The sequence below is a fragment of the Marinobacter salexigens genome (genome assembly GCF_002806945.1).
In the GTDB taxonomy this organism is placed as follows: domain Bacteria; phylum Pseudomonadota; class Gammaproteobacteria; order Pseudomonadales; family Oleiphilaceae; genus Marinobacter; species Marinobacter salexigens.
In genome coordinates, this window is sequence record NZ_NIHC01000005.1 from 249,634 (window position 1) to 273,809 (window position 24,176).

The 24,176-nt window shown below is 54.4% G+C and carries 23 protein-coding genes; 5 read left to right on the top strand and 18 right to left on the bottom strand.

Annotation, left to right across the window (positions count from 1 at the left end; genetic code table 11):
* Positions 1-100 precede the first annotated feature (100 nt).
* From CDH47_RS11330 to rpoE, 6 genes are all read right to left on the bottom strand, one after another.
* Complete coding sequence (locus tag CDH47_RS11330) at positions 101-2,827, bottom strand: bifunctional diguanylate cyclase/phosphodiesterase (protein WP_100640006.1); 2,727 nt, start codon at positions 2,825-2,827, stop codon at positions 101-103.
* Between the two features lie 143 nt (positions 2,828-2,970).
* Positions 2,971-4,371 carry a DegQ family serine endoprotease gene (locus tag CDH47_RS11335; protein ID WP_239985747.1) on the bottom strand — a complete coding sequence of 467 codons (1,401 nt, stop codon included), beginning with the start codon at positions 4,369-4,371 and terminating at the stop codon, positions 2,971-2,973.
* Between the two features lie 93 nt (positions 4,372-4,464).
* Positions 4,465-4,932 (bottom strand): SoxR reducing system RseC family protein, encoded by a 468-nt coding sequence (locus CDH47_RS11340; RefSeq protein WP_100640007.1) that lies wholly within the window; start codon positions 4,930-4,932, stop codon positions 4,465-4,467.
* 2 nt (positions 4,933-4,934) lie between these two features.
* Positions 4,935-5,960, bottom strand: a complete 1,026-nt coding sequence (locus CDH47_RS11345) for a MucB/RseB C-terminal domain-containing protein (RefSeq protein ID WP_100640008.1) — start codon at positions 5,958-5,960, stop codon at positions 4,935-4,937.
* A gap of 21 nt (positions 5,961-5,981) precedes the next feature.
* Positions 5,982-6,554, bottom strand: a complete 573-nt coding sequence (locus CDH47_RS11350; RefSeq protein ID WP_100640009.1) for a sigma-E factor negative regulatory protein — start codon at positions 6,552-6,554, stop codon at positions 5,982-5,984.
* A gap of 15 nt (positions 6,555-6,569) precedes the next feature.
* Positions 6,570-7,253, bottom strand: a complete 684-nt coding sequence (gene rpoE, locus CDH47_RS11355) for an RNA polymerase sigma factor RpoE (RefSeq protein ID WP_100640010.1) — start codon at positions 7,251-7,253, stop codon at positions 6,570-6,572.
* A 133-nt stretch (positions 7,254-7,386) separates the two neighbouring features.
* On the opposite strand from rpoE, the gene nadB reads away from it, so the two are divergent.
* From nadB to CDH47_RS11380, 5 genes are all read left to right on the top strand, one after another.
* A complete protein-coding gene (nadB, locus tag CDH47_RS11360) occupies positions 7,387-8,991 on the top strand; it encodes an L-aspartate oxidase (protein WP_193601656.1) in 1,605 nt (534 codons plus the stop codon).
* Between the two features lie 23 nt (positions 8,992-9,014).
* Complete coding sequence (locus tag CDH47_RS11365; RefSeq protein WP_100640012.1) at positions 9,015-9,287, top strand: FAD assembly factor SdhE; 273 nt, start codon at positions 9,015-9,017, stop codon at positions 9,285-9,287.
* Entirely contained in the window at positions 9,271-9,732 is a 462-nt protein-coding gene (locus CDH47_RS11370) for a hypothetical protein (protein WP_100640013.1), read from the top strand. Before CDH47_RS11365 ends, CDH47_RS11370 begins: the two co-directional genes overlap by 17 nt.
* A 21-nt stretch (positions 9,733-9,753) precedes the next feature.
* Positions 9,754-10,764 (top strand): CAF17-like 4Fe-4S cluster assembly/insertion protein YgfZ, encoded by a 1,011-nt coding sequence (gene ygfZ, locus CDH47_RS11375; RefSeq protein WP_100640014.1) that lies wholly within the window; start codon positions 9,754-9,756, stop codon positions 10,762-10,764.
* Positions 10,765-10,884: 120 nt separating this feature from the next.
* Positions 10,885-11,718 (top strand): HDOD domain-containing protein, encoded by an 834-nt coding sequence (locus CDH47_RS11380; protein ID WP_100640015.1) that lies wholly within the window; start codon positions 10,885-10,887, stop codon positions 11,716-11,718.
* A gap of 157 nt (positions 11,719-11,875) precedes the next feature.
* Here CDH47_RS11380 and ung read toward each other — a convergent pair whose 3' ends face one another.
* The 12 genes from ung to rpsP form a co-directional block, all read right to left on the bottom strand.
* Positions 11,876-12,598, bottom strand: a complete 723-nt coding sequence (gene ung / locus CDH47_RS11385; RefSeq protein WP_100640016.1) for a uracil-DNA glycosylase — start codon at positions 12,596-12,598, stop codon at positions 11,876-11,878.
* Between the two features lie 2 nt (positions 12,599-12,600).
* Positions 12,601-14,148 carry a lysine--tRNA ligase gene (lysS, locus tag CDH47_RS11390; protein ID WP_100640017.1) on the bottom strand — a complete coding sequence of 516 codons (1,548 nt, stop codon included), beginning with the start codon at positions 14,146-14,148 and terminating at the stop codon, positions 12,601-12,603.
* A gap of 53 nt (positions 14,149-14,201) precedes the next feature.
* A protein-coding gene (prfB, locus tag CDH47_RS11395; RefSeq protein WP_100640018.1) for a peptide chain release factor 2 occupies positions 14,202-15,297 on the bottom strand; the annotation gives its coding sequence in 2 pieces (ribosomal slippage) (positions 14,202-15,224 and positions 15,226-15,297; 1,095 coding nt in all).
* A 377-nt stretch (positions 15,298-15,674) separates the two neighbouring features.
* Positions 15,675-17,408: a single-stranded-DNA-specific exonuclease RecJ gene (recJ, locus tag CDH47_RS11400; protein WP_100640019.1), complete on the bottom strand. Its 1,734-nt coding sequence runs from the start codon at positions 17,406-17,408 to the stop codon at positions 15,675-15,677.
* 6 nt (positions 17,409-17,414) lie between these two features.
* Positions 17,415-18,815 carry a threonine synthase gene (thrC, locus tag CDH47_RS11405; RefSeq protein ID WP_100640020.1) on the bottom strand — a complete coding sequence of 467 codons (1,401 nt, stop codon included), beginning with the start codon at positions 18,813-18,815 and terminating at the stop codon, positions 17,415-17,417.
* Positions 18,816-18,841: 26 nt separating this feature from the next.
* Positions 18,842-20,143 (bottom strand): homoserine dehydrogenase, encoded by a 1,302-nt coding sequence (locus CDH47_RS11410; RefSeq protein ID WP_100640021.1) that lies wholly within the window; start codon positions 20,141-20,143, stop codon positions 18,842-18,844.
* 173 nt (positions 20,144-20,316) lie between these two features.
* Positions 20,317-21,048: a thioredoxin fold domain-containing protein gene (locus CDH47_RS11415; protein WP_100640022.1), complete on the bottom strand. Its 732-nt coding sequence runs from the start codon at positions 21,046-21,048 to the stop codon at positions 20,317-20,319.
* A gap of 148 nt (positions 21,049-21,196) precedes the next feature.
* Positions 21,197-22,099 (bottom strand): site-specific tyrosine recombinase XerD, encoded by a 903-nt coding sequence (gene xerD / locus CDH47_RS11420; protein ID WP_100640023.1) that lies wholly within the window; start codon positions 22,097-22,099, stop codon positions 21,197-21,199.
* Between the two features lie 116 nt (positions 22,100-22,215).
* The gene (rplS, locus tag CDH47_RS11425; protein ID WP_100640024.1) at positions 22,216-22,572 is read right to left on the bottom strand and encodes a 50S ribosomal protein L19; all 357 of its coding nucleotides are present in this window, start codon (positions 22,570-22,572) and stop codon (positions 22,216-22,218) included.
* A gap of 25 nt (positions 22,573-22,597) precedes the next feature.
* On the bottom strand, positions 22,598-23,356 hold the full coding sequence (gene trmD / locus CDH47_RS11430) for a tRNA (guanosine(37)-N1)-methyltransferase TrmD (RefSeq protein WP_100640025.1): 759 nt from the start codon (positions 23,354-23,356) through the stop codon (positions 22,598-22,600).
* A 3-nt stretch (positions 23,357-23,359) separates the two neighbouring features.
* On the bottom strand, positions 23,360-23,887 hold the full coding sequence (rimM, locus tag CDH47_RS11435) for a ribosome maturation factor RimM (protein WP_100640026.1): 528 nt from the start codon (positions 23,885-23,887) through the stop codon (positions 23,360-23,362).
* A 26-nt stretch (positions 23,888-23,913) separates the two neighbouring features.
* Positions 23,914-24,153: a 30S ribosomal protein S16 gene (rpsP, locus tag CDH47_RS11440; RefSeq protein WP_100640027.1), complete on the bottom strand. Its 240-nt coding sequence runs from the start codon at positions 24,151-24,153 to the stop codon at positions 23,914-23,916.
* Positions 24,154-24,176: the final 23 nt, after the last annotated feature.

Consider the following 24,176-nt stretch of genomic DNA (forward strand, 5'->3'; position numbering starts at 1 on the left):
TGAATACTCATAATAAAGACGAAGGATTGAGCCCGGAGAGGCCATTACCAGTATCCGGGACCGGCGTGATTTTACCGGTTACCGGCCATCATTGCCATGTTCAGGAAATAACCGGACGTTCATATTGTCTAATAAGGAAGCCGATCAGCGCATCTTCATCGAGCGGGTAACTGAACAGATTACCCTGACACTGGGTGCATCCGGCGGATTTCAGAAAGCTCAGCTGTTGCGGAGTCTCGACACCTTCAGCCACAACAGTAAGGTGGAGCTTTTGCGCCAGCGCAATAACCGCAGACGCCACATCGGTTGCACTGACATTATAGGGGATGTCCCGAATGAACCGGTGATCAATTTTGATCACATCAAGGGGGAGCTGCTGTAAGGCAACCAGAGAGCAAGAGCCTGCACCAAAATCATCCAGAATCAGGCAAACACCAAGATCATTGAGTGAAACAAGCAGCTCGCGCAGCATACGCGGATCTTCATTCAATAACTCTACCGGCATTTCCAGCTCAAGCTTTTCAGGGGAAACACCGGTCTCGGTGATCACCTGGCGAACCATATCAAGGAAGCAGGTGTCCGTTACTTGCCTCACAGAAAGATTTACCGCCATTTTCAAGTCTTCAAAACCCGCCCGCTCCAGCGCCTGCACCTGGATACAGGCCTGGCGCAGAGCCATTTCACCCAAGCTCACAATCAGGCCGGTCTCTTCGGCCAGGTTTATAAACTGCTGTGCCGATACCAGGCCTTTTTCCGGGTGATGCCACCGCAGGAAGGCCTCAACACCAATCACTCGTTCACTCGCCAGATCTATTTTAGGCTGGTAGTGCAAAACAAATCGCTCACCTTCCAGGGCGGCTGCCAACTCTTCCTGCTGCAATAAGCGTCGAGCAGCCTTTATGTTCATCGAGGGCGTAAAGAACTGGTAAGTGTTCCGGCCCATTTCCTTGGCCCGGTACATGGCCAGATCTGCGTATTTCATCAGGGTTCCCGGGTCTTCACTGTCATGGGGGATCATGGTGATGCCAATGCTCACCGTAATCCCGACTTCATGATCGTTCAGACGAATCCTCTGGCATAGCCTGCGCAGAATGGTTTCGGCAACCTTGCCCGCCGCGTCTGCACCACTGATTTGCGACAGTAATACAACAAATTCATCGCCACCCAAACGGGCCACAGAATCTTCCTCACGCACACAGCCCTCAAGCCAGGCTGCCACTTGGCACAAAAGCTCGTCGCCCGCATCGTGACCAAGAGTATCGTTGATGCGTTTAAAACCATCGAGGTCCAAAAACATCAGGGCAGCCGGCTCGCCACTTCTCCGACTTCGATGCACGACGTTATTGAGACGATCTTTGAACAGTTGGCGGTTAGCCATTCCGGTAAGCGGGTCGTAGAATGCCAACCGGTGCAACTCAGACTGGGCTGCCTTAAGCTGGGTAAGATCTCGCAGGCTGAGCACCACGCCGTCCACACCGGGTACAGTCAGCATGGCCGTATAGGTGCCTTCCATGTCGCGCCAGTTGTGATTAGCGTCGTAAATACGCGCCCGGATAACCGGCATTTGTTTACCTGGCGCCTTTACCGCCTCATCAAATCCCTCCTTCAACTGCGACCAATCGTCCTCATGCACAAGTTTTTCCAATGCAAGCGCTTGTAGTTCACCGGGCTTAAACCCGAGAATATCGAAACTCGACGGGCTGGCGTAAAGAGGTGTACCCGCCTCATCCATAACCAGCGTCACATTGGCTGCGCCCTCGGTAATGGCGCGATAACGTCCTTCACTGATCTGCGCCATGAGCCGCGAGCGGATCAGCACTAAAGCTACGATGAACAGCAGCAGACTTATCACAATGCCGGTTCCCAGTACTATGGATGGCCGTGGATCCGACGCCAGATAATCGAATGCGGGAGTGGAGCGGGTTTGCAGAAGCCAGTCACGCCCGCCGTGGCTTACGACCTGACTCATGTCGAAACTGAACTGGTCGTCCAGTGAACCGAGGTTTGAGCCGTACATCAGGTTTTCGCGGACCGCGTCGCCATTATCGTAAATGCGGACATCCAGAAAAGGCGAAATCAAGCCGACGATACCGTCAAGCAGGTTGTTCATGCGAAAGGCACTGAATACAAAACCTGCCAACATCATTCGCCGTTCGGCCCGTATGTCGGGCACATCTCCACCCTGATAAACCGGGTAATACATGAGGAAACTGGCCTGCCCTTCCTCCATCTCTTCCTGCACCAGAACCACTTTGCCCGTTAACGTCGGAATAGCATTGTCCCGGGATTGCTCCATGGCCTTACGGTGAACCGGGTCACTGAAAGCGTCGTAGCCAAGCGCCCGCCGATTGCTTTCGGTTCCCGGCTCCAGGTACACCATAGGGTAATAGTAAGGCCCGACTCCCAGTGGCTTCACCAAGTACTTGTACACACCTTCGGCCCGCACGGAAGCAATGTGATCAGCCATGTCACGCACTTCAATGCGCTGAACAAAGCCTATGCCTTGAATACCCGGATAATAGCGGTCTATGTCTACATTTCGAACATATTCCCGCCACTCGTCTCGGGACACATCCCCCGTAACCGCAAAGAGCCCGGCACTGCCGGCCAATACCTGCTCATAGTTAAGCAAGCGCTCTTCAATTGCCGTTTTCAATTGCAGTGACTGGGTTCGAAACCTGGCTTCCGTACGATCTTCTACGAGGCGAATGGAAAACTGCCAGGAAGCGATGGTTACAGCAACGGCCACGACCAGAAGCAACCAGGCGAGCCAGGCATTACGGGGCTTCAGAAGCTGCAGGAGAGGGAGATCCTTTCTGTTCATCATAATATAACCTGGTCCATTCCGTGGCCGCTCTTATTATTGGTTATTTTAGAGTGCCAGTATAACAAAAGCCTCCAGGCCTGTCGTTTTTTTGCATCAGGCCTGAAGGCTTTCATCATTAAATACGGGCGGTCGGATCAGCAGTATCAGGGTTTCATAACCAGATAAACAGCCCGCCCCTGGCGCACAACGCGAACTGAGACTGCCCGCCCTTCCGGCAAGGCTCTGACAACCTTCCGGAAATCCTCTACCGACGATACTGCCTTTCTGTTGATCTCGGTGATCACATCCCGGGCGCGAATGCCGGCATTGTATGCTGGACCTCTGCCAACGTTCGTTACTACAACGCCACCAGATACCCCAATAGAATCAGCCAGATCCGAGGGCAAAGGCTCAACGGTGAGCCCCAGAGGCGCCGTGGAGGAACTACCACCTGAGGGGGCCGACTGCTGAGCACTACGCTCATCAGGCAACTGGCCGATCTCTACGTTCAGCGTGATCTCTTTGCCACCGCGAAGAACCGTCAGGCGAGCTGACTCTCCCACCGGGGTGCGGCCAACCATGGGCGGAAGATCTGACGAAAGATGAATGTCGTCACCATCGTATTCAAGAACAATATCGCCGGACCGCAAGCCGCCAGCCTGAGCTGGCGAGCCATCCATCACCTCGGCAATCAAGGCTCCTCTTGGGCGCTTGAGTCCAAACGACTCGGCGAGATCACGGTTAACTTCCTGAATCAGCACGCCCAGCCAACCACGAGAAACCGCACCCTTATCACGGATCTGGCGAAAAACGCTCATGGCATCATCAATGGGAATCGCAAAGGACACCCCCATGAATCCTCCGGAGCGGGTGTAGATCTGGGAGTTGATGCCAATCACTTCACCATCCAGATTGAACAGTGGACCACCTGAGTTGCCCGGATTGATGGCCACATCTGTCTGGATAAACGGCACATAGTTTTCTGACGGCAGTGAACGCCCCAACGCGCTGACAATGCCCGCGGTAACGGTGTAATCAAAGCCAAACGGTGAACCTATGGCAAACACCCACTCACCCACCTTCAGATCCTTGGACCGCCCGGTTTTCACAACCGGCAAATCATCCCCGTTCTCGAGTTTCAAAACCGCCATATCCGAGCGGGGATCGGTGCCAACCAATGTTGCCGGCAACTCACGACGGTCATTGAGCCGCACAATTATTTCATCGGCCCCTTCAACAACATGGTTGTTGGTCAGCACGTAACCATCAGTAGACACAATGAATCCGGATCCCATGGAACGACGCGGCTGGGAGCCACCTGGTCCGCCACCAAAGGGTGACTGCGGTCCACCAAAGAACTCCCGGAAAAACTCGGGCAACTGATCGAGCTGTCGCTCATCAAAAGGCAAACCGTGAAAGCGTGTGTTACCAGCGGCGGGAGCACTGGTAGTACTTATGTTGACGACAGCATCGGCATTTTCCTCAACCAACTCGGTAAAGTCTGGCAAGCTCCGCGCAGAAGCAGCCTGACTCCAGACAACAAGCACAATCGAAAGCAGCATCATCAGTACAGAAGCCGGCACCCTCTGAGTGAGTGATGCCGGGGAAAACCGGTTAATTGCTGGTATCAATCTCAGCATATCAGGATCCCCTGTAAGTCATGTTAACGAGTCTGTGTGGGAAACCGCTCCGGCCGGGATTTGGTTAACCCGAAGCAGTTTGGGTTCATAGCTACCGGCATTCCGGCGCTGTAATTTTCGGCTTATCGCAAAGCCAGTTGCAAGACCGGCCGCCGCGCCAGTCATTGCAGCAAAATCATTGCCCCCGAATAACTGGTGTCCAGCCAAGCTAGCCACTACCATTAGTAGTAGCGGAAGCGCATACACCAGCAACGAAGCACCAAGCAGGGCGCTCTCACCAATACCCAGTGTCACGCTCTGACCTACCTGGGCGTTCACCGAATTAACAACGCGAACCTGATTGGCACGACCGCTTGTGGCTGTGGCCAGCAGCTTCTGCCCGCAACCATGGCGCGCGGAACAGCTCTGGCAGGCATTGGCTCGAATGGTCTGAACCCAGGCGTAGCCTTCCGTAACAGCCACAACTTTTCCGGTCTCCGTAATCACGTTTAGTTCACACCCAGCACAAATGTTTCATCTATTCGCACCGACTCGGCAACCTGACGCGCCGAAGCCGGGGGCAACTCACCTACCACGGTCACTAAAAACGCGTTGTTCCCGCTTTCCAGTTGGCGCATATAGATCGTTGTCGCTCCAATGCGCGAAGCCCCTGTAGGCATACTGACTTTACCCGCAGGCTCAACAAACACAGAGAATGCCGCCAGCCCGTCGGAAAACGCAACTGCCTGCCCCTTGCCAGAGCCTGGCGCGGCGGCAGGTTCAAATCCTTCCGGGCGCCAATCAAGATGCCAGCCATGCATACGCGACGCCTTTGAAAACCCCTCCTGTGCACCAGCACCACCCAGAGTGCGAGAAACTTCACGGCCCTCAGTGCGGATTACCAACTCGCCATCGGGGATATCTTCAGTAATTTCCAGGCTGGTAAACTGGAAGTGCTCCAGCACCTCGCCATCAGCAGCACGCACGTGGCTTTTTACCAGAAGCCCTGTGGTTTTTTCCAGCCAAAGGCTGTGACTATATCGGTGCCGGTCTTTCGCGGTCAGCGAAACAGTGACCACCTCATAGCCGGCAATGCGGTCCTCGCCCTTGAGTTCAGCCCTGTACCACTGGTTTACGGGAATCAACTGGCTAGTAAAGGCCTCGGCAAACGGACCCGATGGAATAATTTCATCCAGCTGCACCTTACCTTGCTCCGGGAGCACACAAACCACATTCATATCCCTGCGAACGATCTCGCCACTGCCTCCGTCCTGCAGGACAAGCCTCTCCTCAACAATGCCATTATGATATCGATGAGCAATCTGCATGGAATGAACATTGGAGCCCCGCGCGTACACAAACACGCCTCGATAGGACGTCATATTGAGGGCTGGTCCCAACTGCTCAAGCCAATCCGCTGCTGTTTTCTCGCTGGCAGCCGTGTGTGCCGGCATGGCTGTGCTCAGCATTAACAGGAGGACGAGAAACAATGGCAATTCAGCCAGGCTCAAACCAAAATAACGGGCTTTGCTCATGGACACCTTCACACTCTGCTATCAATAGCCGCCACTTGCGCTGACAAGACGGGCGTAGCCTACCGAACCCTGCCCCGCCCCTACACTGTTGTGCTGAGCGTGCTCCAGCAAATAGCGACTCATATGCTCCCACTGTTGTTCATCAAGGCCCTGCAGTGCAACTTCCTGAACTGGCGCAGCAATGTCTGGTGACTCTGTTGTAAGCTGCTCTGTTACGGGGGCAGATGCCAGAGCATCCAGGGAGGTCTCACTGGCATCCCAGCCTGAACCTGCGCCAAAGCCTACCAGTAAAGCAGCAGCAACCATTGCTGCCGCGGCTGGCCACTGCCATCGTCGTGGCGACTTTGTGTGCCGCAATATGGCCGGCGCTTGCTGTCTCGCGCGTCCATCCAGTTCTTCACGCACTGCCGCACTTACATCAACGCCCTCAGCCGGTGAGTGACCCCGGTGCATAAGATCATGCACACCCTGCCACCGCTGCCACTGGGCACAGACTTCGGCCTGATTATCATGAGACAACAAGCGCCGGACCGACAACTCGTCAGCTTCGTCGTCCATCATAGCCGACAATGTTTCTCTGAGACGATCATCCATAGGATGCACCTTCAATTACGTCATCGAATGATTGAGCAGGGGCCCAAGGTGCCGATCAACAGCATCCCTGGCCCGAAAAATACGCGAGCGCACAGTTCCGACAGGGCACTCCAATATTCGCGAGATATCCTCATAGCTGAGGCCATCGTACTCCCGCAGCAGGAAGGCTGACCGCAACTCCTCTGGCAGTTTTGCTATAGCTTTGCTCAGCTCTTTCTGCAGTTGTTCCCGTTGTAGCAAGCGCTCCGGCGAGGCAATGTCGCGCAACCGCCGCCCACCGTCAAAATTCTCGGCTTCAGCTGAATCAGCGCTTCCCTGGGGCCTCCGGCTTCGGGATTCGAGATGGTTTTTCGCGGTGTTTACCGCAATACGATACAGCCATGTGTAAAATGCGCTGTCACCACGAAAGCGATCAATAGCACGGTATGCTTTGATGAATGCTTCCTGGGTCAGGTCCATGACCTCTTGGCTGTCATAAACATATCGGCTGATGATAGACGCCACCCTTGACTGGTATTTAACAACCAGCAAATCAAAGGCTGCGCGATCCCCGTTCCGGACTTTGCGAACAAGTTGCAGGTCGGTCTGACGGTCTGACTGCTCAGCATGATTTTGATCATTTGAGGCCATGGTCGATGTGCCGGTACTCTCCGGTTTCATGGCCAGTATTTCGGCCGCTACGAGTTTCTGATGGCTCATACTCTCTATCCGGCACCCATTTTAAGAAAGGACAACCCTACCCGTGAGGTACGTTATCCGTCAGGCCAAATAGACAGCAAGCGTAAAGTTTAGTTCAATACACGTCTACATTATGGCCCGCGACAACGACCCGATGCCACAGTCCTACGAATACGATGTACTTATTATTGGCAGCGGTGCTGCCGGCTTGACCGTTGCACTCAACCTGCCAGAGCACCTGAAGGTGTGCGTAGTCAGCAAGGCCGGCATAAGCAGTGGTGCCACTCTCTGGGCTCAGGGCGGCATAGCCGCCGTTCTGGACGACCAGGACTGCGCCGAAAACCATGTTCAGGATACTCTAGCGGCAGGCGGTGGACTCTGCAGCGAAGACGCCGTTCGTTTTACGGTAGATCACAGCAAAGAAAGCATTGACTGGCTTATTGGCACAGGCGTTGATTTCACCCGGGATACAGATGCACAATTCCACCTTACCCGCGAAGGCGGACACAGCCACCGGCGCATCATTCACGCAGCCGATGCCACCGGGTACGCCGTATCGACAACCTTGACCGCCCAGGCACAGGCTCGCCCCAATATTGAGCTCAGATCAGCGCGTGTTGCTGTGGATCTGATTACCAACCGCAAGTTGGCTCTGCCAGGGAACCGCTGTGTTGGCGCCTACATTCTGAACCTTGAAGACAACCATGTGGAGTTGTTCAGGGCGCGCTTCACCGTGATTGCAACCGGAGGTGCTTCCAAGGCGTACCGATACACAACCAACCCTGATGGCGCCTCGGGCGATGGCATTGCCATAGCCTGGCGTGCAGGCTGCCGTGTGGCCAACATGGAGTTTAACCAGTTCCACCCGACCTGCCTGTACCACCCCCACGCCAAATCATTCCTGATTACAGAGGCGGTGAGGGGCGAAGGTGGATTGCTGAAGCTGCCAGACGGCTCCCGCTTCATGGATCGCTTTGACAAGCGCGGAGAACTCGCCCCGCGGGACATAGTAGCCAGAGCCATCGACCATGAAATGAAGCGCTTGGGAGCGGACCATCTGTACCTCGACATAAGTCACAAGCCTGATGACTTCATCCGGCATCATTTCCCCACTATTTACGAGAAATGCCTGGAATTTGGCATCGACATCACCCGAGAGCCCATACCTGTTGTGCCGGCAGCACACTACACCTGTGGCGGCATTGTCAGCGATGAGCGGGCAAGAACCGATATCAATCAACTCTACGTTGTAGGTGAAGCAGGGTTTACGGGACTCCATGGTGCCAACCGCATGGCAAGCAACTCCCTACTGGAGTGTCTGGTTTACGGCCGGGCGGCCGCCGCCGACATTGCGCGCAGAGAAGCAGACATCCCACCCCCACCAGACGCTCCGCCATGGGATGAAAGCCAAGTACGTGATTCAGATGAAGATGTTGTGATTTCCCACAACTGGGACGAACTACGGCACTTTATGTGGGACTATGTGGGCATCGTGCGCACAACGAAGCGCCTGCAGCGGGCCAAACACCGGGTAGACCTTCTGTCCGCTGAAATCAGTGAGTTTTATAGCAACTATCGGGTAACCAACGACCTTCTGGAACTCAGAAACCTGGTCACCGTGTCGGATCTGATTATCTGCTCAGCACTGCAGCGCAAGGAAAGTCGGGGCCTGCACTACACTTTGGATTATCCGGGACTACTGCACGAAGCCCGTGATACCGTACTGATACCAACGACCTACAGAACCCCTTCACCGTAAAGGGAATGACCAAGAGAGTAATTATGCAAGACACCCAAGGTACTTCCGACAGCCCGGAGTTCAAACGCCTATGGTGGCACAGCCGCCGCGGCATGCTGGAACTGGATGTCCTGTTGATTCCATTTCTGGAAGAGGCTTATCTCGGCCTGGATGCTGAGGATCAGGAACGCTATAGAAAACTCCTGACGTGCGAAGACACCGATATGTTCGAGTGGTTTATGCAACGCAGCCGCCCTGATGATGCCGACTTGCAACGTATCGTTGACATCATCCTGACCCGTGTCCAGCCAGATTGACCTGACCCTGTCACGCTGTGCAGCGGCCGGCTGCCTGGCAGCCGCACCCTGGTTGGTCGCCAGCGCCTTCCTGTTGGTTGCGGGGCTGGCTGGAAAAACCTGGATGCACGCGCTGGCTCCTTTGACCATAGTGGGCGCCCTACTCCAATACCGGCTGAATGGCCTGCTTGCAGGGCCTTCCGCGGTTTTAGGACTGTATCTCGATCAAAATACACTCTACGCACGACTCGGCAATGGGCAAGCTGTAGCTGTGAGCGCATGCCGTTCAAGCCGCATCAGTTCCAGGATCGCGCTCTTGAAACTCAAACCCGTCGCCTCCAGATCTTCTTCATATCCGGTTGTGTTACTCTCGGGCAAACGGATTACCGGAAACCTGCCCGAAGACCAGTTTCGTCGCCTGAGACTGTGGCTCAGACTGGGCCGCGCTCAGCAATCCTCTGAATAGAATTTTGCCCGGAGTTTTTCCATGACTGGTACAGAAACACCTGTTTCAGCCACGCCTGTTTACGCATCTGCCGAAAGCCCACCACCGAAGTCGGGGCGCATCCTGCTGACCAACAGGGTTCTGGTTCGCGTCTCCGGCCCAAGCACCGACAAGTTCCTGCAGGGCCAGTTAAGCCAGAATCTTGATGATGTCAAAACGGGCAGCTCACCCCGTGCTGCAGGAGCCACGCCAAAGGGCCGAGCCTACTGCTTGACCCGACTGCTGCGTGATGGTGAAGACGTATTGCTTGACCTTCCATGCGAGTTAGCAGAGCCAATCATGGCTCACCTGCGCAAATTCATGATGCTGTTTCGTGGCACCACTATGGCCATCCAGGCTGATGGAAGAATCATCGGTTTGCTGGGTAACGACGCTGCATCATGCCTTGCGGGAGAAGAGCTGAGTAGCCTGGCAACTGCTGGAGATACTATTGCGTTGGACTGCGGGTTTCTGATCCGCACAGAAAATACGGCAGACGGGTTACCTCGCTTTGAACTGTGGCAAACCAATGCAAGTGACCTGGAACTGGAGAGCATCCCTGAGAAAACCCTTTCCGACTGGCAAGCCTCTGAGATTGCGGCCGGCGTACCCATGCTGAGCGCAGATACCAGCGAAGCCTATGTGCCGCAAATGCTTAACTGGCAGCATCTTGGCGGCGTACATTTCAAGAAAGGCTGTTACACCGGCCAGGAAATCATCGCCAGGATGCACTTTCTCGGGCAACTTAAAAAAAGCCTGTTTCGCTTTCGTGTCGCGGAGACCAGTTCACTACCCGCGCCGGGAACATCCATTTTGGCGGGTGATCGCTCTGTGGGCGAGGTGGTCAACACAGTGGGCTTTAATGATGGCTCCTGTGAACTGCTTGCAGTTATCCGCCATAACGCAGCCAGCGGCGATCTGCGGCCAGATGGTCTGCCGAAAGCCTTGTTAGAGCCGCTACCGCTGCCCTACACCGTTACCGAGCGTGAGGACACTGAACCAAAGGATACATAAGTTGACAGGCAAGACCGTCAGAATTTGCTATATATAGATCTCATACTTCTGACCTTCAGATTGCCGCGGCTCCAAAGGATTACCGGTGTTCTGAACTGACAAGCGGATCCATACGAAATCATGTCGAACATTGCTGAAACCATCAAGGCGGATCTTACAGCCGCAATTGAAGACGACAAACTCTTACTGCCGACACTGCCGGAAGCCGCACTTCAGGTAAGGGAGATTGCCGAGTCCGAGGACTCGGCAATTGCCGATCTGGTAAAGGTCATCAGCAACGACACAGCTCTTTCTGCCCGCATTATCCGCGTGTGTAACAGCCCTCTTTTCCGGGGTAGCCGAGCCATAGAGAACCTGAACATGGCCGTAAGCCGGCTTGGCATGGCCTACACAAGCAGCTTGGCCATGGGTCTGGCTATGCAGCAGATGTTTCAAGCGACCTCCGACATGATCGACAAACGCTTGCGTGCAACCTGGCAAGCCAGCACCGAAGTGGCGGGAATTTGCCATGTACTTGCCCAGCACTATACAAAGCTGAAACCGGATCAGGCCACCCTGGCCGGCCTGGTTCATCTGATCGGCGTGCTACCCATTTTGCGCTACGTTGAAGATGAAGATATACAGATCAGCAGCATCCTGCTGGACAACGTTATTGAAGAGCTGCACCCGAGAATTGGCACCGCTATTCTGAAAAAATGGGATTTCCCGAAGGATTTGCAGAATGTTCCGCTGGAATTCGCCAAATTTCAGAGAGAAGTACCTTCAGCAGACTACGCTGACCTGGTTATGGTCGCTAGCCTGCAGCTGCTTGCGGGCTCAGAGCACCCGTGGGCGCAGATGGACTGGACGGCCATTCCAGCCTTTGACCGCCTCGGCCTTGATCCGAACATCGATATGAGTGAAGAAGAAGACCTTAACGCTCAGATGGAAGCAGCGATGGCATTGCTTCAATAGTTTTTTCCGGCTACGGCCGAGCAGTCACGGGGGAGCCTTCCCAAAACACGCTGTGAATACGTCCCTGTACGCTCGGCTCCGCCATCCATGGCTCCGCACGGTTTTGGGAAGGCTCCCCCGTGACCCCGTGACTACTCTCTCATCATCGGAGTTTGCATCACGAACAATCAAGATGCGTCCTGGAAGGCAATTCCCAATTTACAGACTCAAGCCCTTGCTCCCTGAGCCACTCATTAGCCTGGGAAAAATGCCTGCAACCAAAGAACCCTCGATAAGCACTGAGCGGCGATGGATGGGGTCCCTCAAGAACATGGTGGCGGGTACGATCAATATGTTTCCCCTTCTTTCGGGCATAGCTGCCCCAAAGCAGAAACACCACACCTTCACGCTCACGGTTCACCGTTTCGATCACCCGGTCTGTAAACGTCTCCCAACCCTTGCCCTGATGCGCCCCCGCCTGGCCTTGAACCACCGTTAGTACACTGTTCAGCAGCAATACGCCCTGTTCTGCCCAGGGTTGCAGGCAGCCGTGATCCGGTGGTGGAATACCCAGGTCACTCTGAATTTCCTTGAACATATTAACCAGAGAGGGTGGCGTGCGAACGCCGGGTCTTACGGAAAACGATAAACCGTGGGCCTGGTTGGGGCCGTGGTAGGGATCTTGCCCGAGGATCACAACACGCACATCATCAAGAGGCGTGCTGTTGAGGGCATTGAAGCAGTGTTCGATGTCCGGGAAGACCACCTTCCCGGAGCCTTCCTCTTCAGCGAGGAACTCCGCCAGCGCCTGCATGTAGGGCTGGCAGAATTCGCCTGCGAGGTGTTCTTTCCAGCCCCGGTCGGGCCTGAGATTGCTTGCCAGTACCTCAACCGGATGCATGACTACTCCTTGTCTTCGGCACTCTCACTGTTAGAATTTTCAACCTTATGCTCGGGGCGCATGGCCGGGAACAGGATGACGTCGCGAATGGACGGCGAGTCAGTCAGCAGCATGGCCAACCGATCTATTCCGATACCCTCACCCGCCGTCGGCGGCATACCGTATTCCAGCGCCATCACATAGTCTTCGTCATAGAACATGGCTTCATCGTCGCCAGCATCTTTCTCGGCAACCTGCGCCTTGAAGCGTTCGGCCTGATCTTCGGCGTCATTTAGCTCGGAGAAGCCGTTGGCGATCTCGCGCCCACCCACAAAAAACTCGAAACGCTCGGTCACAAACGGATTGCTGTCCTTCGACCGGGCCAGTGGTGAAACTTCCTTCGGGTACTCGGTGATAAACGTTGGTTGCATCAGGCGGTGCTCTGCAGTCGCCTCGAAAATTTCGATCTGAATCTTGCCCAGCCCCCAACCGTCTTTCACATGGATGCCCAAGTCTTTCGCAACCTGCCGTGCAGAAGCCTCGTCTGCAAGCTGCTCCGCTGTAATATCCGGGGAGAATCGCAGAATTGCGTCCACAACTGTCATGCGCTCAAAAGGCTTGCCAAAGTCGTATTCGATAGACTCTTCCGTACCGTCAGCCAGAATGCGAGTGTTTACCACCTTAGCCGTGCCCAGAACCTGCTCAGCAATGGTGCGCAGCATGTCTTCGGTAAGATCCATCAGGTCATTGTAATCAGCATAGGCCTGGTAGAATTCCACCATGGTAAACTCCGGGTTATGGCGGGTAGAAAGCCCCTCATTCCGGAAGTTACGATTGATCTCGAACACCCGCTCAAAACCACCCACAACCAAACGCTTCAGGTACAGTTCCGGCGCAATGCGCAGGTACATATCAATACCCAGAGCATTGTGATGGGTCATAAACGGACGCGCGGTAGCACCGCCCGGGATCACCTGCAGCATGGGGGTTTCCACCTCCATAAAATCGCGATCAGCAAAGAACTGGCGCATGGCGGTAATGATGTTTGAGCGCATACGGAACACCCGACGACTGTCTTCATTAACCATCAGGTCCACGTAGCGGTGACGATAGCGAGACTCGGTATCGGTCAGGCCTTTGTGCTTCTCGGGCAGTGGGCGCAGTGATTTGGTGAGCAATACATACTCATCCATGCTCACGTACAGATCGCCTTTTCCGGATTTACACAAAGTGCCCCGCACACCAATAATGTCGCCCAAATCCCAGTGCTTGGTATCTTTCTGCACATCTTTAGACGCATACACCTGAATGCGGCCCGTCATATCCTGAACCACTTTGAATGCTTTACGGTCGAGCATCATGCGGCCGGCAATAGCGGTCTTAACACCCATAGACTCAAGCTCTTCCTTGCTATACTCACCGTATTTAGCCTGAAGCTCGGCAGCAGTGGCATCTCTGCGGAAGTCGTTGGGAAAGGGATTGCCACTCTCGCGCAGCTCTGCCAATTTGGCGCGGCGCTCTGCAATCAGCCTGTTGTCCTCTTGCGGTGCATTCTTGGTGTGTTCAGTCATGTTGGCTCACTAGAAAATCAGGGGTGCTCGGGGTGGCTTGGCAATGACGCTGGTTACAGCGCCATTTTCAGGCTGGCTTCAATGAACTTATCAATATCACCATCCAACACCGACTGGGTGTTGCTGGTTTCAATTTTGGTACGCAAATCCTTGATGCGGCCATCGTCCAACACGTAAGAACGAATCTGACTGCCCCACCCAATATCGGATTTTGCATCTTCAGCTTTCTGCTTCTCAGCATTGCGTGCCTGCATCTCATGCTCGTACAGCTTGGCTTTAAGCTGCTTCATCGCCTGATCTTTGTTCTGGTGCTGGCTTCGGCCAGCCTGACAGGCAACAACAATACCGGTCGGATTGTGAGTCAAACGCACCGCAGATTCTGTACGGTTAACGTGCTGACCACCCGCACCCGAGGCGCGGTAAACATCCACCCGAAGATCTGCCGGGTTGATTTCAATCTCGAAACTGTCATCCACTTCCGGCGTCACAACCACCGACGAAAACGACGTATGGCGACGATTACCAGAATCGAAAGGCGACTTGCGAACCAGACGATGAACGCCCGTTTCCGTGCGAGCCCAGCCAAAGGCATAATCGCCCTGAATATGAACGGTGGCACTCTTCACGCCCGCCACATCACCTTCCTGCAGCTCTACAATCTCGGTCTTGAAACCACGGCTCTCAGCCCAGCGCAGATACATGCGCAGAAGCATGTTGGCCCAATCCTGGGCTTCGGTGCCGCCCGACCCGGCCTGGATTTCCAGATAGGCATTATTGGGATCCATCTCACCGGAAAACATCCGACGGAACTCAAGCTTCTCTAACTCGCCATCAAGTGCCTCGAGATCGGATTCAATCTCGGCCACTGTGTCTGCATCATCTTCCTCAACCGCCATTTCCAGCAGACCTTCCGCATCGGAAAGACCGGTTGTGAGGTTGTTGATGGTGCTAACAATCAAATCAAGATCAGAGCGCTCTTTTCCCAGCGCCTGGGCGCGCTCAGGATCATCCCACACGGTGGGCATCTCCAATTCGCGTTCTACTTCAACCAGCCGCTCACTACGCTGATCGTAGTCAAAGATACCCCCTAAGCGTCTCTGTGCGCTCACGAAGCTCTTTAATCTTCGTCACAATGGGATTAACTTCCATAAGACCATTACTCAATGTTAGAAAATGATGCGTAAAACAGTGGCGGGATTCTACCGGAATTCCAATGGTAAATCAGCCGTGGGAAACCGAACTTCGGCATGGGTGCAAGCAGGCAACGAGTGGGTTGTTCCAGGAGACGCTGTGAATACGTCCATGTACGCTTGACGAAAACATCCATGTTTTCGACACTCCCGGAACAACCCACTCGCTGCCTGCCCAAGCTCTCTCCTGGGATTCGGTAGAGCGATCTTTCTCTGCCGTCAAATCGGTCAGGGGGCGGGGACGCTTTTCTGCCGGAAAAAGATGTCTGAGCGCAGCGAGTTGTTTTTCCAGAAGAAAAGCGTCCCCGCCCCGTGACCAGCCACCAAAAAGGCCAGCTAAGAAAGCGGCTCCAGATAATCCACCAACAGCTGCAAATTAGTCCGTCCCCGAAAAGTATTCGAATCCGGCTTATAAACAACCCGAGCCCCGGTGCGCGTGTAATCAGGCACCTCCGGCCCAGTATTAAACGCAATACCGTCAATGATTCCGCTGCCATCCACCGGCTGCAAAACCAGCTTCAAATGATTTTCGCCAACAATCCGCTGGCTCACCACACGAAACTCGCCATCAAACAAAGGCTCAGGGAAATGCTGCCCCCAAGGCCCCGCGCGCTTCAACAAAGCTGCCGTTTCCAGTGACAACTCATCAGCGCTCAGCGGCCCATCAGTAGTAACCGCAGCCTCAAGGTCAGCAGCTGTTAACGTATCTCGAACAGCCCGATCAAATGCTTCAGAAAACGCATCAAGATCATCACGAGCCAAGGTCATACCGGCCGCCATGGCATGGCCACCGTATTTTTTCATCACACCTGGATGCCTTGCATCCACAACCGCCAACACATCGCGAATGTGCAAGCCGGGAATCGACCGGGCCGAGCCTTTAATATCTACGCCATTCTCATCCGGCGCAAAAGCAATAGTGGGGCGATGGGTTTGCTCACGAATACGTGCGGCGAGAATGCCAATCACACCCTGGTGCCAATCCAGATCGAACAGCGCCAACCCCCAGGGCAAACCCTCGAGATCAAGCGACATGGACGCGAGCAAATCCTGAGCCTGCGTCTTCATGTCCTTTTCAATCGTGCGCCTTTCCCGATTGAAGGTGTCCAGCTCACTGGCTAAACGCCTAGCCTCATCCGCACCGTCTGCAAGCAGGCAAGCAATGCCCACACTCATATCATCCAGCCTGCCTGCCGCATTAAGCCGCGGGCCGACAACGAAGCCCAAATCGGTTGAACTGATATTCCCGTGCTCCCGGCCAGCCACTTCCAGCAAAGCCAGAATTCCGGGGCGAGCCTCTCCCTTGCGAATCCGACGAAGCCCCTGTTCAACAAAGATCCGATTGTTATGATCCAGCGGCACAACATCGGCCACGGTACCCAATGCCACCAAATCCAGAAGGTTACCCAAGTTGGGTTCCGGCTGAGGCAGTCGGCCAGCTTCCCGAAGCCTTTTACGCAAGGCGGTGAGCACGTAAAACATGACACCTACACCTGCCGCATTTTTGCTTAAAAATCCACAGCCAGGCTGATTCGGGTTCACTATGGCATCTGCCTCAGGCAACACTTCGCCTGCAAGGTGGTGATCCGTAACTACCACCTTAATGCCAAGTTCCCGGGCTGCTCGCACACCGTCAATTGCTGATATGCCGTTATCTACCGTTACCAACAGATCAGGCAACTCACCCTCTTCCTGCAAGCGCCCGATGATGCCTGGGGTCAGCCCATAACCATCTGAAAAGCGACTGGGCACACGAAAATCAATGCTCTGAAGCCCTAGCATGGAGAGGCCAAGCATGGCGACCGCGGTGCTGGTGGCTCCGTCAGCATCAAAATCCCCGAGCACGAGGACTCGCTGGTTCTGGGCGATGGCGTCGGCTAACAGTTCTACCGCCCGATCAATACCACGTAATTCAAAGGGCGAGGCCAGATGCTTGAGGGTATAACTTAGCTGTGCATCGGAAGTTACACCCCGGGCGGAGTACAAACGGCGGAGCAAGGGAGGAAGGTCTTGCCCCCAGGCCGGAGAGTTTTCCGGCAGGGGGCGACGCAGGATCTTTTTTGGTGTCATACCGTATCAGGCATTCTTCCAGTGTTTTGCAATGAAATCCTGCACACCTGCACGATCATTATCAAGCACCGTATAGCGCTCTTCGCGCTCAAACAGATCCGCCATATGAGCAGGTAGGTCAGGCTTAACCGTAAGGCCAGATTCAGTGATGGCATCCGGGAACTTCGCCGGGTGAGCGGTGCCAAGAGTGATCATTGGTATATCTGCATCGCGGCGACAGGTTCTGGCAGCGCGCACACCAATCGCCGTGTGTGGGTCCAGCAGGTATTCATTCTGCTCATAGACCTCACGAATGGTGTCGCACGTAGCCTTGTCATCAACAGCGGCGCTATCGAACAGCTTGCGAGCCTGCTTCCAGCGGTAGTCCTCAATGCTGACTGGACCTTTAACCGCGTTCTCCAGCAACTCTTTCACTGCCAGTCCATCACGGCCATGAAGATCAAACAACAAGCGCTCAAAGTTACTGGACACCATAATATCCATACTTGGCGACAGTGTGTGTTCAAGCTGGTGCTGCTCGTATTTGTTGCCGCTCATGAAGCGGTGGAGAATGTCGTTCCGGTTGGTAGCAATAACCAACTGCGTAATCGGCAAACCCATTTTCTTCGCAAGATAGCCAGCGAAGATATCTCCGAAGTTACCAGTAGGCACAGAGAACGCCATACTGCGATCCGGGCCACCAAGAGCCAGGGAAGCATGGAAGTAATAAACAATCTGAGCCATGATGCGAGCCCAGTTGATGGAGTTAACCGCTGCCAACCTGGCCTTGCCACCCAGGAAAGACTGGTCTCCGAAACTCTCTTTTACCATGCGCTGACAGTCATCAAAATTGCCTTTGATGGCAATATTGTGGACGTTATCCCCGAGAACCGTTGTCATCTGACGGCGCTGCACTTCCGACACTCGCTGATATGGGTGCAGAATAAAAATATCAACGTGATCGCAGTGACGGCAGCCTTCAATTGCTGCAGACCCAGTATCACCAGAGGTCGCGCCCATAATCACGGCGTGTTCCTGGCGTTTTTCCAGCACGTAATCCAACAAGCGGCCCAGTAATTGAAGCGCGAAATCCTTGAATGCCAAGGTTGGCCCGCGGAACAACTCCATTACCCACTCATTGGAATCAAGCTGCACCAGCGGAGCAACAGCTTTATGGGCAAACGCTGCGTAGGTTTCATTCAACATCTGCCGGAAATCGGCCTCGGGAATGGCCTCCTCCACAAATGGATACATAATGTTGAACGCAAGCTGGGTGTAGGGAAGCCCCCGCCAACTACGGATTTCTTCCAGGCTGAAGTGTGGAAGTGATTCCGGCACGTACAGCCCGCCATCGGGAGCCAGTCCTGTTAGCAGGACATCTTCAAAGCCCAGTGCGGGTGCTTCTCCCCGCGTACTGATGTATCTCACGTGAGTACCTGTTGGTTAGGGTGTTCTCAGTTAAAGTTTTCGGCGCGAATGCGGACAACCGGGCCATCTGTGTCAGCCAGGGCTTCCAGCTCTTCAATAGCGCGGTTTATCTGCCGTTCCTGCACGGTGTGGGTCAGGATAATGACCGGAATGCGGCCACCCTTCACCTCGGATTCTTTCTGCATGATCGACTCGATGTTTATGCCATGCTCACTGAGAATCGAGGCAATATTGGCGAGCACACCGGGGCGGTCAAGAGCCGTTATACGCAAGTAATAAGCAGACTGAATGTCCTCCATGGAGAGAACATCAAGCTGTTCCAGCGCATCCGGAGCAAACCCGAGATGGGGTACCCGCAGGGAGCTTTCGCTGGCGACAATTCGGGCAACGTCGACAATATCGGCAATCACAGCGGAAGCCGTTGCTTCGTCACCCGCACCCGGCCCGTAATACATGGTTTGACCAACTGCATCACCTTCCACAAGAACTGCGTTCAGCACGCCGTCTACCTGAGCAATCAGGTGGCTGCGAGGAACCAGTGTCGGATGCACTCGCAGCTCAATGCCATCATCCCGGCGGCGGGCAATGCCCAGATGCTTGATACGATAGCCAAGCTGTTCAGCGTGAGCGATATCATAAGGCGTGATCGAAGAGATGCCTTCGGTAAAGGCTTTTTCGAATTGCAGCGGAACACCAAAGCCGGCAGACGCCAGAATGGTCAGTTTATGGGCTGCATCAATGCCTTCTACATCAAACGTAGGGTCGGCTTCAGCGTAACCCAGGTCCTGAGCTTCTTTGAGCACGTCAGCAAACGCGCGGCCAGCACGCATTTCGGTAAGAATGTAGTTACCCGTGCCATTGATAATACCCGCAATCCAATCAATACGGTTACCCGCCAGGCCTTCACGAATAGACTTCATTACAGGAATACCACCGGCAACACCCGCTTCATAGGCAACCACAACCCCGGCCTTTTCTGCCGCGGCAAATATCTCATTTCCGTGAACGGCAATCAGCGCCTTGTTGGCGGTAACCACGTGCTTGCCATTACCGATTGCGGCCAGCACAAGCTCTCGTGCAGTGTCGTAACCGCCGATCAGCTCTACCACAACGTCAATCGCGGGGTCGTTCACCACATCGAATATCTCGGTACTGAAGGCAACGTCACCAAGATCCATATCGTCGCGATTACGCCGGCTGGCTACCCGGGTAATCCGGATATTACAGCCCGCACGGCCCGCAATAAGTGCGGCGTTGCGAGTCAATACATTGAATGTACCGCCGCCAACGGTTCCCAATCCGCAGATTCCGACACTGACGTCTTTCAAGCTTTCACCTCTGATCCCGAAGGGTTCCTGATGTATTGTAATAGTGCAGTATTGCGATGTCGCGACACTGAAAGGGCAAATAGTATACCGGTTCAAGGCCTGCTGAATAAGCCCTGAACCAAAAGCTTGTCACATAACCGCCACTGCCGAAGGGGGGGCGGCCCATGCGGCCTTTAAAGCAGGCCCAGCCCTTCGGCAAGGTTTCTGGCCGGCACGTATCCACGCACAATGTTACCGTCTTCCAGCACAATGGCCGGAGTGCCGGTTACACCAATGCGCCGACCAAGCTGAAACTGCTCCAGCACGGGATTATCGCAAGTTGCCGTAGCAACCGCCTTACCGGCCTTGGCTGTATCCATCGCAGACTGCTGATCCTCTGCACACCAGACTGATTCGTACTTCTTAAAGGATGGTGTGCCTGGGCCAGAGCGCGGGTAGGCATAATAATTCAGAGTAATACCGTAATCGTTAAGCTGCGACACCTCATCATGGAGCTTGCGGCAGTAGGGGCAGTCAATATCGGTGAAAACGTCTATCACCGCCTTTTCGTTGTCAGCCTTGTAGCTGATCAGGCCATTGCCACCGTAGCTGGCCATAGTTTTACGGCGCTCATTTGCCCTGGCCTCTTCTGTCACGTTGGCGATGCCCTTACTGGTAACCTTCAGCAAATCACCGGTGAGCAGATACTGGCCATCACGGGTGGTATAAATGGTTTCGCCGTTACTGCTCTGCACTTCATAAAGCCCCTGCGCTTCGGACTCCTGTACAGACAAGATCTTCAACCCCGGCACAGCAGCGGAAAGACTCTCGCTAATGCTGTCTTCAACCTCACCGGCAACACTAAAGGGCGCGCCAAAAACACCAGCCGCCATCACCGCCAACATAAAAAACCGTTTTACATTCATTCTGGAAAGCGCACCTATTCTGTAGGGTACCTATGGAGCTTGCGGAAAAAGAGTCACGCCAGCCATGAAACAAGCCTTCGAACCAAAAAACTGAGACGCCTGTCCGTCCAAAAAGTTCAAACCGCCAGCTTACCTAAAAAGCGTAACTTCAGCCACGAGGATGATGAGCTTGATGCAGCGCCTGCAAGCGCTGACGTGCGACATGCGTGTATATCTGTGTTGTAGAAAGATCTGAGTGCCCAAGTAGCATCTGAACCACGCGCAGATCCGCACCATGGTTAAGTAGGTGGGTTGCAAAAGCATGCCGCAGTGTATGAGGCGATAAATGCTTGCGGATTCCAGTACGCATTGCGTAGTGGCGAACACGGTGCCAAAAGGTTTGTCGCGTCATGGCAACTGCCCGGTTACCCGGAAACAACGCATCACAGGCGCGCCCTCTGAGAAGCTCTGGGCGACCTTCTTTCATGTACTGGATGAGCCAGTCCATAGCCTCCTCCCCTAGTGGAACCAAGCGCTCTTTATCACCCTTACCTGTCACCCGTATAACTCCTTGACGCAGGTTCACCTGATCCACTCGCAAGCTGGTAAGTTCAGACACCCGCAAACCACAACCATAGAGAATCTCCAGCATGGCCTTATCTCGCTGCTCAATGGGCAAGACGGGGTCCGGCTCTGCCAGAAGCGACTCCACCTCTTCTTCGCTCAGTGAATCCGGCAGCCGCCGCGGCAAACGAGGACTGTCTATGCGCAACGTAGGGTCTTCAGCAATCAGTCCCTCGCGAAGAAGAAAACGGTAAAACCGCCGAATCCCCGAGAGGCGACGAGCTGCCGTAGAGGTCTTTAACCCCTTCGCGAACCCATCAGCCATCCAGGCCAGCAAGTCTGTTCGCCGGGCATCCACCAACAGCGGACTCCCGCGCTGGACCTTCAGCCATGCAGCCAATCGCTGCAAATCGTTGCGATAGGCCTGCCGGGTTTGCTCGCCCAACCCATCTTCCAGCCAAACAGCATCAACAAACCGGGCAATTACCGCCTCATCCTGTAGCCTCACACCCTCTCGCCCCTAAACAAGCCGAACTTCCAACAATGGACCCTGAGGGGCCAATAACGAAAAAAGCAGCCCTCAGGCTGCCTTTTTCACTGCTAGGTTGTCCAGCAAATAGCTGATCAGCCCAACTTCTCCTTGATACGTGCTGCCTTACCGGAACGCTCACGCAAGTAGTAAAGCTTGGCTTTGCGCACATCACCACGACGCTTAACATCAACACCGCCGATCAGCGTGGAGAAGGTCTGGAAAGTACGCTCAACGCCTACGCCGTAAGAAATTTTCCGTACGGTGAATGACGAGTTCATGCCACGGTTACGCTTACCGATAACAACGCCCTCAAACGCCTGCAGACGCTCACGGTTGCCTTCAGTTACACGAACCTGAACAACCACGGTATCACCCGGTGAAAACGAGGGGATTTCCTTGGTCATCTGTTCTGTTTCAAGTTGATTGATGATGTTGTTCTTGCCGCTCATCGTAATGCTCCTGATACCCAATCTTTTAATGCCCTGATGATTCAGAGGCACACGGTTCGTTTAAAATCTCACCCAGCAACTCACGCTCTTCGTCCGTAAGCACCCGCTTTTCCAACAGGTCGGGGCGTCGTTCCCGGGTTCGCCTCAGCGACTGCTTAAGTCGCCAACGCCGGATCTGATCATGGTGACCGCCCAACAAAATATCCGGCACCGCCTGACCTTCGTAAACTTCGGGCCGAGTGTAGTGCGGACAATCCAGCAAACCGTCAGCAAAAGAGTCCTGCTCTGCCGACTGCGCATGACCCAGCGCTCCGGGGATGAGGCGTGTAACCGCATCAATAACAGTCATCGCTGCCAGCTCGCCACCGGAGAGCACAAAGTCTCCCAGTGATACTTCCCGGTCGACTTCTGTCGTTATCAGGCGCTCATCAATGCCCTCGTAACGCCCTGCTACCAGAATCAAACGCTCTTCTGCAGCAAGAGACTCAACAACAGCCTGACTCAGCGTTTCACCCTGGGGTGAAAGATAAACCACACAAGCTTTTCCTGGTGCCGCTTCCCGCGCTGCGCGAATGGCATCCCTGAGTGGCTGAATTTTCATCAGCATTCCGGGGCCACCCCCATAGGGACGGTCATCGACAGTGCGGTGTCGATCCAGAGTAAAGTCGCGAGGGTTCCAGCTCTCGAAGGTCAAAAGACCATCGCGTACTGCCCTGCTGGTTATTCCGTAATCGGTTACCGCCTGGAACATCTCAGGAAACAGACTGACTGCGCCAATCCACACCCGTTAGAACTCCGGATCCCAGTCTGCAATCAACTTACACCCTTCCAAATCAATCTCCCGGACAACTTGGTCAGGAAGGTAAGGAATCAGGCGCTCACGCTGATCGATAGAGCCCGCTGTTGCGTGCACCACCAAAACATCGTTGGAACCGGTTTCTATCAGGTGATCCACTCGACCGAGGTATTCACCCTCAACCGTGAACACGTCAAGCCCCTGCAACTGACGCCAGTAATATTCCCCTTCAGGAAGTTTCGGCAACTCAGCAGTAGGGACCTTGATCTCAGCGCCACAATAGGTGCGCGCCAACTCGCGGTCAGCAATACCTTTTAGCCTGACAACGATCGCCTTGCCTTGGCGGCGACCCTCTTCAAGCCTTGCAGGAATACGCTTACCGTCCAGATCAAGAACCCAGTTGGTATAGCCAAGTATTCCCTCGACAGGGTCGGTAAAGGAATAAACCTTAAGCCACCCTTTAACCCCAAACACCGAGGTAATCCGACCGATCACAGTTTCCTGCGAATTCTGCGTCATACATCAACCCCGGTAGTCAGTAAAACTTACTCAGCAGTCTTGAGCAGCTGTGCAACGCGTTCGCTGGTTTGTGCACCTTGGCCAACCCAGTAATTCACACGATCGCGATCAACACGAAGACGCTCTTCCTGGCCACGAGCGACCGGATTGAAAAAGCCAACACGCTCAATGAAGGCGCCGTCACGTGCATTACGGCTGTCAGTGACTGTCAGATGATAGAACGGGCGCTTCTTGGAGCCGCCGCGAGCCAAACGGATTGTTACCATTTAACCAATATCCTGTTCTGTTA